Source organism: Streptomyces sp. H39-S7 (assembly GCF_027158205.1).
GTDB lineage: Bacteria > Actinomycetota > Actinomycetes > Streptomycetales > Streptomycetaceae > Actinacidiphila.
In genome coordinates this window covers 180,054-195,573 of the sequence record NZ_JAPVLU010000014.1, presented here as the reverse complement: position 1 = coordinate 195,573, position 15,520 = coordinate 180,054, and the positions used below count along the sequence as shown (strand labels likewise).

The window sequence follows — 15,520 nt, the reverse complement described above, 5'->3', positions numbered from 1 at the left end:
TGTTTCGGTGGTCATAGCGTTAGGGAAACGCCCGGTTACATTCCGAACCCGGAAGCTAAGCCTTTCAGCGCCGATGGTACTGCAGGGGGGACCCTGTGGGAGAGTAGGACGCCGCCGAACAATCATTAAGCCTCAGGCCCGGGATCTCTGATCCCGGGCCTGAGGTTTTTTTGCGTTGCGACGCCGCCGGGACGGCTGGCACGATCGCCGCATGGGATATGAGATACGTGCCACCGAGCCTCACGAGTGGCAGCGGCGCAAGCAGCTGAGACTGGCCGCGCTGCTGGATCCGGCGAGCAGCGTGGCCTTCGTCAACACCTACGCGACGGAAGCGGCGTTCCCCGAGGAGACGTGGCAGCGCAGAGGGACCACCCCCGGGTTCGTGGCCGTCAACGAGGCCGGCGAGTGGGTGGGCTCGGCCACGGTGCTGGTGGAGGTCGGAGCCGCGTTCCCCGTTCCGCAGACCCACATCGTCGGCGTCTACATGGCGCCGGAGGGCCGCGGGACCGGCCTCTCCGAGGAACTGCTGCGGGCTGCGATCGACTGGTCCTGGGAGCTGCCGGAGAAGATCGGCCGGGTTCGGCTGTGGGTGCACGAGGACAACGCGCGGGCGCAGGCGTTCTACGCGCGACTGGGGTTCACCAGGACCGGCGAGACGATGGCGTTCCCGCTCGACGCGTCACAGACCGAGTACGAGTTGGAGCTGGCGCGCCCCGTCTGAGCGGTCCAGAGCACCGAGCAGGCCCGGGCACCGCACAGGTCTACGGACAGGTCTACGCGATCCGCTCCAGGTCGGCCGCGCTGACCTCGCCCAGCAACCGCTCGCCCCGGGTCCAGCGCCGTACTTCGTCCACGGCGTACGTGCCGAGCCGACGGACCTCGCTGCCCTGGCAGCCGGCGATGTGCGGGGTGACCAGGACGTTGGGGAGGGCGAACAGCGGGTGACCGTGCGGGAGCGGTTCGGGCTCCGAGACGTCGAGGTAGGCGTCGAGCCGTCCGGTGGAGCATTCGCGGACGAGGGCGTCCGTGTCGATGAGCCGGCCCCGTGCGGTGTTGATGAGCGCGGCGCCGTCCCGCAGCAGGGCCAGGCGCCGGGCGTCGAGCAGGTGGTGCGTCTCCGGTAGGTCGGGGGCGTGCACGGTGACGACGTCGGAGGACCGGCACAGGTCGTCCAACTCCACCAGGTGCACGCCGAGTTCGGCCGCTGTCCGGGCGGATACGTAGGGGTCGGCGAGCAGGACGCGGTAGCCGGCGCTCGCGGTGGTGAGGCGGTCGATGACCCCCCGCCCGATGCGCGATGCCCCGATCACGCCGATGGTCGCGCCGTCGCCCCCCTGGCGTTCGGCGAAGCCGGGCAGGTCGTCGCGGGCGTACCGGGCGGCCGTGCGGAGAGTGCCGCGGACGGCCAGCACGATGGTGGCCAGGGTGAATTCGATGACGGGGCCCGCGTTGGCGTCGGCCGCGGACGAGACGGAGATCCCGCGCTGCCAGACAGCCGGGTGCACATGGTGTTTGACGGAGCCCGCAGCGTGGATGACGGCGCCCAGCCGGGGGGCCGCGGCGAGGGTTTCCGGGCCGATGAGCGGGCAGCCCCAACCGGTGATGAGCAGGTCCGCGTCGCGGAGGGCCGTACGGGCGGCCGGTGTGCCGAAGCCGCTGGTGATGGCGTCGGGATGGAGTCGTACGCAGCCCTCGAGCCGGGCCCGCAGGTCGGCGGGGAGCACCGCGTCGACCACGTCCGCGCGCATGGCCAGGACTGCGGTCGGTCGGTCCGCCATGGAAACCCCCACGATGTAAACGGTTACTTGATGTTGATCGGAGGCTAGGGCCGACAGCCCACCAGGTCAAGAACCGCAACGGTTCAAGCCCTTGACCTCACGTAGTAACCGGTTTACTTTCCTCCCACTCGACCGTCAGGGAGGACGCGATGGCGACAGCCAATCGGGGCGCCACCGATCGCAGTCATGCGGTCGTAGTGCCCTGTGACGAGCACGAACGGGAGGGCGGGGCGGCCGACCCGGGTGGGCCGCCCCGCCGGGACGCGCGGGGCTCGCGGTGGAAGCGGTTTCGAAAGGACCGGGTCCTGCTGCTGCTGACGCTGCCGGGTCTGGCGTACTTCCTGCTGTTCCACTACGGCGCGATGGCCGGCAACGTCATCGCCTTCAAGGACTACGTGCCGTTCGACGGGCTGTGGGCGAGCCAGTGGATCGGGGTGGAGAACTTCCAGCGGATGTTCGAGGACGCCGATTTCTGGGCGTCCGTTGTCAACACCCTGTGGATAGCGCTGCTGCAGCTGACGTTCTACTTCCCCGTCCCGCTCGCGCTCGCCATGCTCCTGCACAGCCTGACGAGGGCCAGCGTCCGGCGTTTCGTGCAGAGCGTCGCGTACCTCCCGCACTTCCTGTCCTGGGTGATCGTCGTCGCGCTCTTCCAGCAACTGCTGGGTGACACCGGGCTGCTGAACAGCGCGCTCGGCGAGGCGGGACTGCACAGCGTCGACATCATCGGGAACCCCGACGCGTTCAAGCCGCTGGTGGTCGCGCAGGTGATCTGGAAGGACGCCGGCTGGGGGACGATCATCTTCCTCGCCGCGCTCGCCCAGGTCGACGAGCAGCAGTACGAGGCGGCGGCGATCGACGGCGCCGGACCGTGGCGGCGCTTCTGGCACGTCACGCTGCCCGCCGTGCGTCCCATCGTCGTACTCCTGCTGATCATGCGGCTCGGCGACGTCCTGTCCGTCGGCTTCGAGCAGATGCTGCTGCAGCGGCCGGCCGTGGGCCCGGAGGCGGCGGAGATCATCGACACCTTCGTCTACTACAAGGGCATCATCGGCGGCGACTTCGGGTTCGCCGCCGCCGCGGGGCTGTTCAAGGGCCTGGTGGGTGCCGCGCTGGTCTACACGGCGAACAAGATCGCCCATCGTCTTGGAGAGCAGGGGGTGTACCGATGAGCGCCGTCCGCCCCAGCTGGATGGAGAAGCCGCGGCCGGTCACGCGGGCGGCGAAGGCCGTGGCGCTGGTCGCGGTCGTGGCACTGGTCCTCGTTCCGTTCCTGATCATCGTCTCGACCAGCCTCGCCTCCAACCAGGAGGTCGTGGACAACGGCGGCTGGGTGCTGTGGCCGCAGCATCCGACCCTGCGCGCGTACCAGCAGATCTTCGACGGCGGGATCGTCGGGCACGCGCTGATGGTGAGCGCCGGGGTGACGGTCATCGGCACGGCGGTGAGCCTCGCGTGCACGATCGGTCTGGCGTACGCGCTGAGCCGGCCCGGGGTCTTCGGCGGCCGCCCCGTGCTGTTGCTGATCCTCTTCACTTTCCTCTTCCCGCCCGGCATGATCCCCGGCTTCCTGCTGGTCAAGGAGCTGGGCATGCTGGACAGCTACTCCTCGCTCGTCGCGCCCGTGCTGATCAACGTCTTCAACCTGATCGTGCTGCGCGGCTTCTTCCAGTCCGTGCCCGAGGAGTTGTACGAGGCGGCCCGGCTCGACGGGGCGGGGGACTGGATGGTCTTGCGGAAGATCGTCCTTCCGCTCTCCAAGGCGGCCCTGGCCGTCGTCGGGCTCTTCTACGCGGTCTCGTACTGGAACGCCTGGTTCTACGCGTCGATCTATCTCAACTCCGACCACTGGCCGCTGCAGCAGGTGCTGCGGACGTATGTGATCAACGGCGCCCAGATCGCCGACACCGGGGTGAGCGAGGCGGGCATGGTGTCCGCGCCGCAGACGATCCAGATGGCGGTGCTGGTCGTGGCGACCGTGCCGATCCTCGTCGTCTACCCCTTCCTGCAGAAGTACTTCACCAAGGGCGTGCTCACCGGCGCCATCAAGAGCTGAGCCTCTCTCCGTCTTCGCGTCCTCCCTCCGAAAGGACCATTCCGTTGAGTTCCTCGTCGTACTCGCGGCGTACCGTGCTGCGCTCGATCGCCGCCGGTGGCGCTGCCCTCGCCGTCCCCTCCGTCCTCACCGCCTGTTCCTCCTCCTCGGGCGGGCACGACGTCTCCAACGCGGGCAAGAAGCTGGCCGCCTGGCCGGCGCATCTGCCCTTCCAGGGCCCGGTGCCCGACCTGCCGGGCACGGCGAACGGTGTGCAGGCCGGCTTCACCTCGTACCCGAAGAACCTGGTGCGGGCGGTGGCCGCCAAGCCCGGTGACGGCAGCACGATCAAGGTGCTGACGATCACGTACGGGACGCCGCCCAAGGCGGCCGGACAGAACAAGTTCTGGACGGCGGTCAACGAGGCGCTCGGTGTGACCATCGAGTACACGGTCGTCCCGGACTCGGACTACCCCAACAAGATGGCGACGCTGATGGCGGGCGACGACCTGCCGGACATCATCAACATCGGCGGCGGGTATGTACTGCCGCGCGAGGCCGAGTTCGTGCAGTCCAAGTGCGCCGACCTGTCGGAGCTCCTGTCGGGCGACGCCGTCAAGCAGTACCCGAACCTGGCGAACATCCCCACCTACGCCTGGCAGGACATGGGCCGCATCGGCGGCCGGATCTTCGGGGTGCCGGTGGAGCGCTCCAAGCCCGGCAACACCCTGTGGGTCAACAGGAACGTGTTCGACGGGGCCGGGATGAAGGACGGCTGGACCGCCGAGGACTTCCTGGCCGTGGCGACGGCGGCGACCAGCGGCAGGAAGTACGCGCTGGGTGCCTCGCAGCAGAGCGTGTTCGGGGTGAACGTGCACGCGCTCGCGTTCGGCGCGCCCTACGAGTGGAAGGTGGCGGGCGGTGCGTTCAGCGACGCGTACGCCACCCCCGAGTTCCGGGCGGCCATCGAGTACATGGCGAAGCTGCGGGCGGCCGGCGTCTACGAGCCGAACGCCTCGGCGACCTCGCAGGTGGACCTCAAGTCGCAGTTCTACAACGGCACCGTCGCCTCGATGACGGACGGCTTCGGCGCGCTCATCAGCAACATCCAGGGCATCAAGGGGAAGTTCGACCTGGACGCGGCGCTGCCGTACAGCTCGGGCGGCGCGAAGCCCGCCATCCAGCAGGCGCGCAACATCTTCGGCTACACCGTGCTGAAGAAGGCCTCGAAGGACCGGCTCCAGCTGATGCTGCGGGTGCTGGACTACCTTGCCTCACCGTTCGGCAGCAAGGAGTACGAGCTGCTGCACTACGGCATCGAGGGGACCCACTTCAGCCGGGGCGCCGACGGCGCGCCGAAGCTGAACGAGCTGGGGCTGCTGGAGGGCAACACCAACCTGCCGTTCAAGTACCTGTGCGACGCACCGCAGGTGCTCTTCATCCCGGGGCAGCCGGAGGCGGTGCGGACCAACCACGCGTGGCAGGTCAAGGCCGTGCCGCTGATGGTCCGCAATCCGCGCTTCGGGCTGCAGTCGGCGACGCTGAGCCGGGTCGGCGCCAATGTCGACCAGTATCTGCGGGACAGCGTGATGAGCATCGTGGCCGGGCGGAAGCCGGTCGGCGAGTGGGACGCGGTGGTCAAGAAGGCCCGCAACGACGGTCGCGCGCGGATGGCCGACGAACTGGCGAAGGACTACGCCGCCAACACCTGAGCGCGGGTGGAGGAGCGCGAGTGGGCGGGCGCCGGTGCGCGTGGCTCGCTGGGTGTGGAGGGCGCTGCCGCCGGGCGTGGCACGGCTACGCTGGGCGGCAGCGCGGGGTGGGGCTCGACGGGGTGGCGTGCGTGGCGCCGGACGACCGGTCGGCCACCCGCAGCCGGTGCCGGCGGCCGGCCCGGGGCGCACGGAATCGGACGGCGGGCATGCGGGCATGACGGAAGCAGCAGCACGGGGCGGCGGGCAGCGCCGGGTGACCATTCGGGACGTCGCCGAACGGGCGGGCGTATCGGTCGCGACGGTCTCGCGGGTCCTGGCCGGGAACTACCCGACCTCCGCCGCGGCGCGCGCGAAGGTGCTGCGGGCGGTGAAGGACCTGGACTACGTCATCGACGCGCGGGCGCGGGCACTGGCGGGGACCGGCCCGAAGACCGTCGCGGTCATCGTCCAGGCCGTCGACAGCCCGTTCTACGCGGAGGTCGCCCAGGGCGTCGAGCAGGAGGCGGCGGCCCGCGGCCGGCTGTGCCTGGTGTGCAGCCACGGCGGTGACATCGCGCGGGAGCTGGCGCTCGTGCAGATGATGCGCGAGCAGCGGGCCGAGGTGGTGGTGCTGGTCGGCGGCGCCGTCGAGGACGAGCCGTACCGGGCCCGGCTGAACGAGTACGCGCACGCCCTGTCCGCGGCCGGGTCCCGGCTGGTGCTGTGCGGCCGTCCGGCGCCCACGCCCGACATGCCGGTGCTCGTCGTCGAGTACGACAACGAGGCGGGCGCTTACGCGATCACCAGCCATCTGCTGTCGGCCGGTCACCGGCGGATCCTGTTCCTCGGCCGGCTCCCGGGCCACAGCACCTTCGAGCCGCGCCTGTCCGGGTACCGTCGCGCGCTCGCGGACCACGGTCTTGACCCGGAGTCGGCGCGGGTCGCGGGATCGGGTCTCGGCCGGGACAACGCCTATGCGGCGGTGCGGTCCATGATCGCGGCGTCCGGGGGCAGGCCGGAGTTCACGGCGGTCTTCGCGGGCGACGATCTCGTCGCGGCGGGCGCGATGTCCGCGCTGCGCGACGCCGGGCTGCGGACGCCCGAGGACGTGTCCGTCGTCGGGTACAACAACGAGCACTTCGCGCAGGACCTCAACCCGCCCCTGACGACCGTGCACATCCCCTCGTACGAGCTGGGACGGGAGGCGGTCAGGATCGCGCTGTCCGAGGACGTGTCGGGCGGTCCGGCGCAGCGCCGCCATCTGCTGGGCACGCACATCGTGGTGCGCGATTCGGTGGGCCGGGCGCCGCGGGACTGATCGGCCGTACGGCGGGACAGCGGGACGGCCGGGACGCCTCAGCCGAGCTGGACCGCGTCCGGGATCTCGTCGGAGATCAGGCCGAGCGGATCGCCCAGCGTGAGGCGTACGTCCGCCTGCTGCCACAACGCGGTCCGCCAGCGGTCCCTGGCCTGCTCCGGCGAACGGAACACGGCGAGCACGGGCAGCCCGTCGGCCTGTCCGGTGGACAGCAGCCCGGGCAGCTCCGGGATCGGGGCCAGCGCGGCGATGTCGTCGAGGACCAGCGTGATTGGTGGGTCGAGCCGACCGGCAGATGACCTCGCAGCCATGGACCGGCCGTGCTCGACCACGCTCGATACGAGTGCGGTCAGCAGTGGCATCGCACCCGGGCGGGCTCGTGGATCCTCGATCGCCTCGCCCACCACGTAGAGCGTTCCCCTCTCGGCGACGAACGACTCCCAATCGGGCGCACCGGCTCGACCGGGATTGCAGGCGTCCCTGATATGGATCGAGTTGAGGCACTCCAGCCCCCGGTGTATCAACGCTTGTGCGGCGTCCCGGCGTTCGGGGTGGGCGTGGAGCACCGACTCCAGCTCGCCGCTCCAGCCGGCCGCGGCGGTGCGCGCCGTGCGCAGGATCCGTACGGCCTCGCCGCCCGCGGCGCCGCCCGCCGCCCAGCGGTGGACCTGACGGAACGGCAGGCCGTCGACGGCCGCCGCGTGCAACCAGCAGCGCAGCAGGGTTTCCGCCGCCGCGAACGTCAGGGAGTCCAGGCTGCTCGTCGGCCGCAGTGGCGCGAGGAGCGCGGTGGCGCGGGTCGCGGCCTTCGGCGCGTCCTCGCAGCCGGTGTGCGGGGCCCAGCGCAGCCGCCCCGGAAGGTCGATGAGGTGCGCGGGGTCGTAGACGGAGACCGGGCCCAGCTTGGCGCGGTTGCCGACGGTCCTGCGGTACGTCTCGGCGTCGGCGGTCGTGACGATCACGGCGCCGGCGGCGTTCAGGATCGCGGGTTCCACCGCGCGCTTGGCCTTGTCGCCGCGCGGTGCGGCGAACAGCACGTACGTCCGGCGCAGTTCACCGCCTGCCAGCGGGTCGGTGCGTGCGGGTGGTGCGACGGGCGGTAGGGCGTGGGCCGCGGGGGCGGTCTGCGGTTCCGGCGCCTGGTGGGGGATCGGCGCGGGGACGGGGACGGCCGGTGGCGCCTCGTACGCCGTTGGTACGGCCGGTGCCGGTGCCGGTTCGCGCGGCGGTTCCGGCGCCGGTGGCCGCTGTTCGACCGCGACGGCGGGCTCGGGCTCGGGCTTGTGCCGGCGCGGCGCGGGGACGGCGTCGGCGTCCTCGGACCGTTCCGACTCGGCCGTCTCCCGCGCGGCGCGGTGGTTGGCGCGGACCACCCGGTAGCGAGTGAGGACGCCGATGAGGAAGACCGTCAGGACGAAGAGGACCATCAACTGGCCGATGAAGATGCCCCAGAAGAGCCCGGAGCCCGGGAGTTCGAGCGGCGGGGACTCCGGCCAGGCGCCGGGGATGTCGTGCGGATCGCCCATCAGGTGGCGCATGGCCAGCGGGGTGCGGGTGAAGTGCACGGCGGTCGGCCAGCTGCCGTGGGCGAAGAGCCCCGCGATGCCGGTGGCCGTCCAGACCATGATGGTCATGCCCAGCAGGAAGCCCAGGATCCCGAGGATCAGTCCGTCGGGGACACCGCCCGCCGCCCGTCGCTCCGCGGTCCCGCGTCGCTCCGCCGCCACCTCAGGCCACCGCGTCGTCGGCCAACTGCTTCGCCAGCGCGATCTCCGCGTCGGCCACCGCCTCCGCCTCGACCTGGGCCGTGTGGTCGACGGACGACTGCGTCATCGCGCTGTCCGTGAAGACCAGGGGCCGCTCGGACTCGGTGATCAGGTGCTTGACGACCTGGACGTTGCCGTTGACGTCCCAGACCGCGATACCCGGGGTGAGCGTCGGGATGATCTCGACCGCCCACCGGGGCAGGCCGAGGACCAGACCCGTGGCGCGTGCCTCGTCCGCCTTCTGGGCGTAGATCGTGCGCGTGGAGGCCATCTTCAGGATCGCGGCGGCCTCCTTCGCGGCGGCGCCGTCCACGACGTCCGACAGGTGGTGGACGACCGCGACGAAGGACAGGCCGAGGCGGCGGCCGAACTTCAGCAGCCGCTGGAAGAGCTGGGCCACGAACGGGCTGTTGATGATGTGCCAGGCCTCTTCGACGAGGAAGACGCGCTTGACCCGGTCGGGCCGGATCCAGGTGTGCTCCAGCCACACGCCGACGATCGCCATCAGGATGGGCATGGCGATCGAGTTGCGGTCGATGTGGGAGAGGTCGAAGACGATCAGTGGCGCGTCCAGGTCGATGCCGTTGGTCGTCGGGCCGTCGAACATGCCGCGCAGGTCACCGTCGACCAGCCGGTCCAGCACGAGGGCCACGTCCAGGCCCCACGCCCGGACGTCGTCGACATCGACGTTCATCGCCTCGGCGGAGTCCGGCATGGGATGTCGGAGCCGCTCGACGATGTCGGTGAGGATGGGCTGCCGGTCGGTGGTGGTCTCCGTGACGTACGCGTGGGCGACCTTGAGGGCGAAGCCGGACCGCTCGTCCAGGCCGCGCCCCATCGCGACCTCGATGATCGTGCGGAGCAGCGCGAGCTGCCCGGTCGCGGCGATCGCCGGGTCCAGCGGGTTGAGCTTGATGCCGCCGTTGAGGGCGGCCATCGGGTCCAGCCGGATGGGAGTTATTCCGAGCGCCTTCGCGATCAGGTTCCACTCGCCGACGCCGTCCTCGCCCTGGGCGTCGAGGACGACGACCTGGCGGTCGCGAAAGCGCAGCTGGCGCAGCACGTACGTCTTCTCCAGCGCGGACTTGCCGTTGCCGGACTCGCCGAGCACCAGCCAGTGCGGGGCGGGCAGCTGCTGGCCGTAGAGCTGGAAGGGGTCGTAGATGTAGCCCTTGCCGGAGTACACCTCGCGGCCGATGATCACACCGGAGTCGCCGAGGCCGGGGGCGGCGGTGGGCAGGTACACGGCCTGCGCCTGCCCGGTGGAGGTGCGGACGGGCAGCCGCGTGGACTCCACCTTCCCGAACAGGAAGCCGGTGAACGCGTCGGTGAGCGTGGCGAGGGGGTCCAGCATGGGCATGATGGGCCTCCTGTTAGCGGCGGATACCGGTCGCGAACGGCAGCGTGTTCACGAACGCACGGTGGTGCTCACGATCGCACCACTCCAGCTTCAGATACGACTTACCCGCCGACGCGCGGATCGTACGCTTGTCCCGGGCAAGTGCTTCCGGCGAACGGGAGCTTACGGTGATGTAACCGACGAGATTCACTCCGGCGGCGCCGCTTGCGAGGTCTTCACCACGCTGGTCGACACGGCCGTGGTGGGCGACGTCTCGTGGGTCGATCACCCGGTTCATCTTGGCGGCGCGGCTGGCGTCCGCGTCGTCGTTGGTCTTCTCGGTCAGCATCCGCTCGATGGCGACGTCGGTCGGCTCCAGGTCCATGCAGACCGCGACCGTACGGATCACGTCCGGGGTGTGGACGAGCAGCGGGGCCAGGAAGTTGACGCCGACGGGCGTCATCGGCCACTCCTTCACCCAGGCGGTGGAGTGGTGCCAGGGTGCGCGGGTGGCCGATTCGCGGGTCTTGGCCTGCAAATACGTCGGCTCCGTCGCGTCCAGCTCGGCCGGCCAGGCGTTGCGCCGGGTCATCGCCTGGATGTGGTCGATGGGGTGGTCCGGGTCGTACATGGAGTGGACGAGGGACGACAGCCGGGCCTGGCCGAGCGGCTGGCGGACCCGGATGTCCGCCTCGGCGAGCCGGGCGCAGATGTCGGTCAGCTCGCGGGCCATGACGGCGGCCAGCCCCGCGTCCTTGTCGATCTCGGAGCGGCGGGTGACGGTCGCACGGGCCAGCGCGTGGCCCTCGGCGGCCAGCTCGCGGGTGAAGTGCATACAGGCGACGAGATAGGCGCGGTGCTGCTCCGAGGAGGTCGACACCATCGACTGCAGCTGCTCGTAGGAGTCCACGAGCCACGTCTCGGCCCGCGGGTCGCCGCGCAGCGAGACGTCCTTCGCGTGCGCGTCCGGGTCGGCGGGCAGCGTACGGGCCAGCATTTGGAGGCGGGTGACGTAGCCGTCGCCGTTGGCCACGTGCTTGAGCAGCGTGCCGAAGCGTTCCACCAGGGCTTCCTGGTCCTCGCTGTCGCGCAGCCCGACGCCGGGGCCCTCGATCTCGATCGCGGCGGTCACGGTCCTGCGGTCGATGTGCAGCAGCACGGCGATCTCGTCGGGGCCGAAGGGCGCCGACAGCCAGTTGATCCGGCCGATGCCGGGCGGCGGCCCGACCTCGACCTCACGGCCGTCGAGCCCGATACCGGCCTCGGAGGCCGCCGACCGGTAGGCGGGGGTGCGGCGCAGGGTACGGCGGTAGGTGCGGTTGATCTCGAACCAGCGGTAGAACGTCCGCCGCCGGTACGGCATGTAGACGGCGGCGAACGCCAGCAGCGGCCACCCGACGAGCGTGAGGATGCGCAACGGAAGTATCGGGACCAGCAGGCCGCACATCATGCCCAGGAACGCGCCGACGACGATCAGCGCGATCTCCCCGGTCTCCCGGTTCTTGCCGACGATCGCGTTCGGGCGGGCCTTGCCGATCAGATACGTGCGGCGCGGCTGGGTGAAGGGCTGGGACGTCACCGGCGATCACCTCCGTGCTTGTTGCCGTTGCTGTTGTTGCCGCGGTCCGGTGTGGTGCGGGGCGCGGGCGCCGCAGGGGCGCCGTTCGAACCGCCTCCGCCGCCTCCGCCTCCGCCGCTCCGGCCGGGGTTGCCGTTGCGGCTGCCGTGCGCCGCCACGCCGCCGGACACCGGGTTGGACGGCTGCGCGCCCCCACTGGTTGCCTGCTCCTGCGGTCCGCCACGGGCGCTGTGCGTCTTGATGCCCTGCTTCACCAGCGCGGCGGGCGAGGAGATCACGGCCGCGGCCTGGGCGCCGCCGGCTTCCTTGCGGTTGTTCTTCAGACTCACGACGTCGTCGCCGAAGCCGGGGACGAAGCGGTAGATCATGAAGCTGGCGAAGATGGCCAGCAGGATGATCGCCAGTCCCGACACGACGGCGGAGAACGAGTTCGGCCCGTCGGACGCGCTCAGCGCCCCGGCCAGGCCCAGCACGATCACGATCACCGGTTTGACGAGGATGACCGCGATCATGATGCCCGCCCAGCGGCGGACGTGGCCCCACATGTTCTTGTCGACCAGCCCGGAGTACACCGCGGTGCCGAGGAGCGCGCCCACGTAGAGCAGCGCGGCCCGGATCACGAGCTCCAGCCACAGCACGCCGGCGGCCAGCACCGACACCATCGAGACGACGATCAGCATGATCGGGCCGCCGCCGATGTCCTGGCCCTTGGCGAGGGCCGCGGAGAAGTTTCCGAAGAACGTGTTGGTGTTCGACGACGTGCCGGCCGCGATCACATCCGTCACGGCGTCCGTCGCCGACACCACCGTGTAGAGCACCAGCGGCGTGAACGCCGAGGCCAGCACCGTCAGCCACAGGAACCCCACGGCCTCCGTCAACGCTTCCGTCAGCGGCACGCCGCGCACGGCCCGCTTGGCGACGGCCAGCAGCCAGAGGACGAGCGTGAGGATCGTGGAGGCGGCGAAGACGACGGCGTACTGGCGCAGGAAGGTGGTGTTGGTGAAGTCCACCTGCGTGGTGGACGTGATCGCCTTGGAGAGCTTGGTGATCACCCAGGAGGCGGCATCGGCGCAGCCCTTCGCGAGGGCGCTCAGGGGATCGAGGGTGTCGGGGAGAGGGTTGGAGGGCCCGCCACCGCCGCCCTTGCCCTTTTCGCAGTACTCCTTGGCGGGACCTGAGATGAGTGCGCAGGGATCACTGCTGGTCGTGGGGGTCGGCGTCGGGGTGGGGGTGGGCGCCGCGGCGGCACGGGTCGCGAGGAGAACGACGGCGGTCTGGACCCCCGCCACGACTCCTGCGAGGGACAGGGAACGTAGACGTCGGCTACCGCGCATACGTGAACCCTCCGAAACCCTTGACCGCGTCCGCGATCTCACCGGCAGTGGACACAGGATTGTCGCCGCTGACCGGGGTCGGACCCTTCTTCTGACCGGTAGCGAGAACCTTCCAGTCCGAACCGTTCCACTTCAGCGTGAAAGTGACGGTAAACCAGTTGTTGGTCACCGGTTTGGTCGAGGCGTTGCCCGCCAGGCCGAACATGCCGGCGCACCAGACGGAGACGTCGGCCGTTTCGCCGTCGAATTTGTCGATCTTCGTACCGGCTGGGAGGGTGCGGTTGACGAAGGTCAGACCGGCCGGCGCGGCACCGTCGGCGGTCAGCCCGATGCCGGCCAGGAAGGCCTTCGAATAGTTGGTGTCGAAGCCCGTCTGCATCTTGCCGGCCGTGCTCGTGTCCGCGATCGCGTTGATGATCGCGTGGCGGCGGTCCGTGGTGAACATCCCGTCACCCCCCAGCGCCACGGCGAAGTTCGCGGCAGCGGACTGCGCACCCTGTTCCGTCTTCGCGTACCCCGAAGGGATCCCCGCGTTGTTGCCGGTGACCGGTTTCTCGCCGGTCGGGGCCGTGGGGTTCGCGTTCGTGCCCTTGGCGCCGCCGGCGGTCGCGCCGTTGGAGGCGGTGTTGTCATTGCCGCGGTTGGCGAGGACGATCACGGCGACGAGGAGGACGACGACACCGAGGACCGTCACCAGGGCTCGGCTCGGCTTGGTGCGGCGTGTCGCGGCGCCGTGCCCGCCGTGCCCTTCGGGCATGCGGGTGCGTGTCGGTGGGCCGTCCTGGCCGGTATCGCTGCTGGGGTGAGTGGGCATCAGCACGCAGCCTCGGGTGGGGGAGGGGGCCTGGGACGGGCTCCCGGGGGACATGGGACAGGCTGGCTCTGGGCTGGGGACTACACGGCCATGCCGTAGACGATGGTGAACAGCGTGCCGAGGGATCCGATGATGAACACGCCGGTGAGGCCGGCGATGATCAGACCCTTGCCCTGTTCGGCGCTGAAGGTGTCGCGGAGAGCTGTCGCGCCGATCCGCTGTTTGGCCGCGCCCCAGATCGCGATGGCCAGGCAGAGCAGGATCGCTACTGCCATGACCACCTCGATCATCACGCGTGCTTCGTTCCCAAGGGACCCGAAGGGACCCCAGTTGGGGGCGATGCCACCGATAATGGTGTTGATGTCGCCCTTTGTGGCTGCCAAGAACATGAGGAACTCACCACCCCGCTCGATCAGTTGGAGCCCTCGCCGGGGCGCAAGGGTCCAGGGTCTATCTTGGCCGATGTGTCAACCGGTTCATGTCGACTCGGCGACTTTCTCGACGGATCCCCCGTGTGATCCGGACCGCAGCGTCCAGAATGTTGCACGGACCGGTGTTCGATGGGACGTAGACGACTACTCTGTGTATCACGAGCGTCACCGTAGGGCAACGATTGGAACGAAGGCGCGGACCAGTGCTGCGGAAAGTCTGGCTCACCGTCACCAGCGGCGCCTAGCAGCCCTGGCATCACTCCTGAGAGGGCACGTCCGATGGCGAAGAAGGTCTGGCTCACCGTCACTCTCGGCTTCGGGCTGTGCCTTTCGTTCATGGCGCTGCTGGTGATCGGTACGTTTTCGGCCGCCGCCGGGCTGGCCGGCGGCAGCGGCGGGTCGGTCACGCTCGCCAAGGGCTCGGTGCCGGCGATATACCAGTCGATCGTCCAGAAGTGGGGCAACCTCTGCCCGGAGATCAACCCGGCGCTGCTGGCCGCGCAGCTGTACCAGGAGAGCGGCTGGGACCCGCGGGCGCAGAGCGCCGCGGCCGCGCAGGGGATAGCGCAGTTCATCCCGGGCACCTGGGCGTCCCACGGAGTGGACGGGAACGGGGACGGGAAGCGGGACGTGTGGGATCCGGAGGACGCGATCCCGTCGGCCGCCTCGTACGACTGCGAGTTGGCCGGGCATGTGAAGGACGTGCCGGGCGACCGGACGAACAACATGCTCGCGGCCTACAACGCGGGCGCGTACGCGGTGATCCACGCGGGCGGGATCCCGGCGTACCGCGAGACGCAGAACTACGTGAAGACGATCAGGACGCTGGAGAAGAGCTTCGCCGCGCCCGTGGGCCGTGTGGCGCCGTCCCAGCAGGCCGCGGCGGCGATCTACTACGCGCAGGGCAAGCTCGGCACGCCGTACCTGTGGGGCGGCAACGGGACCGCCGACCAGGGCGGCAGGTTCGACTGCTCGGGGTTGACGAAGGCGGCCTACGCGTCGGTCGGGATCGAGCTGCCGCGGGTGGCCAACGATCAGTGGAACGCGGGGCCGCACCCGAAGCGGGACGAGCTGCTGCCGGGTGACCTGGTCTTCTTCGCCTACGACCTCAACGATCCCCGGTCCATCCACCACGTCGGACTGTACGTCGGGGGTGGGTACATGATTAATGCCCCGTACACCGGGGCGGTGATTCGCTTCGACAAGATCGACACACCGGACTTCATCGGTGGGACCCGGGTGACGAAGGACGGCGCGCAGGCGCTGCCGACTACCGGCGCCGCGTGAGGCTTTGGCCCGGGGATGCGCTTCTGATCTCTCTTGGATAACTTCCTGGTGATCATCCGGTAGAGACCGGAACGCTACGTACCGTGTCCGCCGTTGCACAGGGACAATGGCGCGAGAAACGGCGTTCATGGCCTGGAGGCCAGCA

13 protein-coding genes and 1 rRNA gene are annotated in these 15,520 nt (G+C 70.0%); 7 read left to right on the top strand and 7 right to left on the bottom strand.

Annotation, left to right across the window (positions count from 1 at the left end; translation table 11 throughout):
* Window positions 1-3 precede the first annotated feature (3 nt).
* Window positions 4-120: ribosomal RNA gene (rrf, locus tag O3X23_RS16225) — 5S ribosomal RNA — on the top strand.
* Between the two features lie 91 nt (window positions 121-211).
* Window positions 212-721 carry a GNAT family N-acetyltransferase gene (locus O3X23_RS16220; protein WP_269272071.1) on the top strand — a complete coding sequence of 170 codons (510 nt, stop codon included), beginning with the start codon at window positions 212-214 and terminating at the stop codon, window positions 719-721.
* A 52-nt stretch (window positions 722-773) separates the two neighbouring features.
* On the opposite strand, the gene O3X23_RS16215 is transcribed toward O3X23_RS16220, so the two are convergent.
* The gene (locus O3X23_RS16215; RefSeq protein ID WP_269272070.1) at window positions 774-1,778 is read right to left on the bottom strand and encodes a hydroxyacid dehydrogenase; all 1,005 of its coding nucleotides are present in this window, start codon (window positions 1,776-1,778) and stop codon (window positions 774-776) included.
* A gap of 149 nt (window positions 1,779-1,927) precedes the next feature.
* On the opposite strand from O3X23_RS16215, the gene O3X23_RS16210 reads away from it, so the two are divergent.
* The 4 genes from O3X23_RS16210 (at window position 1,928) to O3X23_RS16195 (ending at window position 6,825) form a co-directional block, all read left to right on the top strand.
* Entirely contained in the window at window positions 1,928-2,950 is a 1,023-nt protein-coding gene (locus O3X23_RS16210; RefSeq protein ID WP_443047864.1) for an ABC transporter permease, read from the top strand.
* Complete coding sequence (locus tag O3X23_RS16205; protein WP_269272069.1) at window positions 2,947-3,834, top strand: carbohydrate ABC transporter permease; 888 nt, start codon at window positions 2,947-2,949, stop codon at window positions 3,832-3,834. The genes O3X23_RS16210 and O3X23_RS16205 overlap by 4 nt, the downstream gene beginning before the upstream one ends.
* A gap of 44 nt (window positions 3,835-3,878) precedes the next feature.
* On the top strand, window positions 3,879-5,525 hold the full coding sequence (locus O3X23_RS16200; protein WP_269272068.1) for an extracellular solute-binding protein: 1,647 nt from the start codon (window positions 3,879-3,881) through the stop codon (window positions 5,523-5,525).
* A gap of 217 nt (window positions 5,526-5,742) precedes the next feature.
* Entirely contained in the window at window positions 5,743-6,825 is a 1,083-nt protein-coding gene (locus tag O3X23_RS16195; protein ID WP_269272067.1) for a LacI family DNA-binding transcriptional regulator, read from the top strand.
* Window positions 6,826-6,863: 38 nt separating this feature from the next.
* Here the strand turns inward: O3X23_RS16195 and O3X23_RS16190 are convergent, their stop codons facing one another.
* The 6 genes from O3X23_RS16190 to O3X23_RS16165 form a co-directional block, all read right to left on the bottom strand.
* Window positions 6,864-8,459 carry a type IV secretory system conjugative DNA transfer family protein gene (locus O3X23_RS16190; protein ID WP_269272084.1) on the bottom strand — a complete coding sequence of 532 codons (1,596 nt, stop codon included), beginning with the start codon at window positions 8,457-8,459 and terminating at the stop codon, window positions 6,864-6,866.
* A gap of 94 nt (window positions 8,460-8,553) precedes the next feature.
* Window positions 8,554-9,945 carry an ATP-binding protein gene (locus O3X23_RS16185; RefSeq protein ID WP_269272083.1) on the bottom strand — a complete coding sequence of 464 codons (1,392 nt, stop codon included), beginning with the start codon at window positions 9,943-9,945 and terminating at the stop codon, window positions 8,554-8,556.
* A 19-nt stretch (window positions 9,946-9,964) separates the two neighbouring features.
* A complete protein-coding gene (locus tag O3X23_RS16180) occupies window positions 9,965-11,509 on the bottom strand; it encodes an SCO6880 family protein (protein WP_269272066.1) in 1,545 nt (514 codons plus the stop codon).
* Entirely contained in the window at window positions 11,506-12,843 is a 1,338-nt protein-coding gene (locus O3X23_RS16175; RefSeq protein WP_269272065.1) for a hypothetical protein, read from the bottom strand. Before O3X23_RS16175 ends, O3X23_RS16180 begins: the two co-directional genes overlap by 4 nt.
* Window positions 12,833-13,657, bottom strand: a complete 825-nt coding sequence (locus O3X23_RS16170) for a hypothetical protein (protein ID WP_269272064.1) — start codon at window positions 13,655-13,657, stop codon at window positions 12,833-12,835. The genes O3X23_RS16175 and O3X23_RS16170 overlap by 11 nt, the downstream gene beginning before the upstream one ends.
* 80 nt (window positions 13,658-13,737) lie before the next feature.
* Window positions 13,738-14,046, bottom strand: a complete 309-nt coding sequence (locus O3X23_RS16165) for a hypothetical protein (RefSeq protein ID WP_138358463.1) — start codon at window positions 14,044-14,046, stop codon at window positions 13,738-13,740.
* A 321-nt stretch (window positions 14,047-14,367) separates the two neighbouring features.
* On the opposite strand from O3X23_RS16165, the gene O3X23_RS16160 reads away from it, so the two are divergent.
* Window positions 14,368-15,375, top strand: coding sequence for a C40 family peptidase (locus O3X23_RS16160; protein WP_269272063.1), 1,008 nt, complete (start codon window positions 14,368-14,370; stop codon window positions 15,373-15,375).
* The last annotated feature ends 145 nt before the right edge of the window (window positions 15,376-15,520 follow it).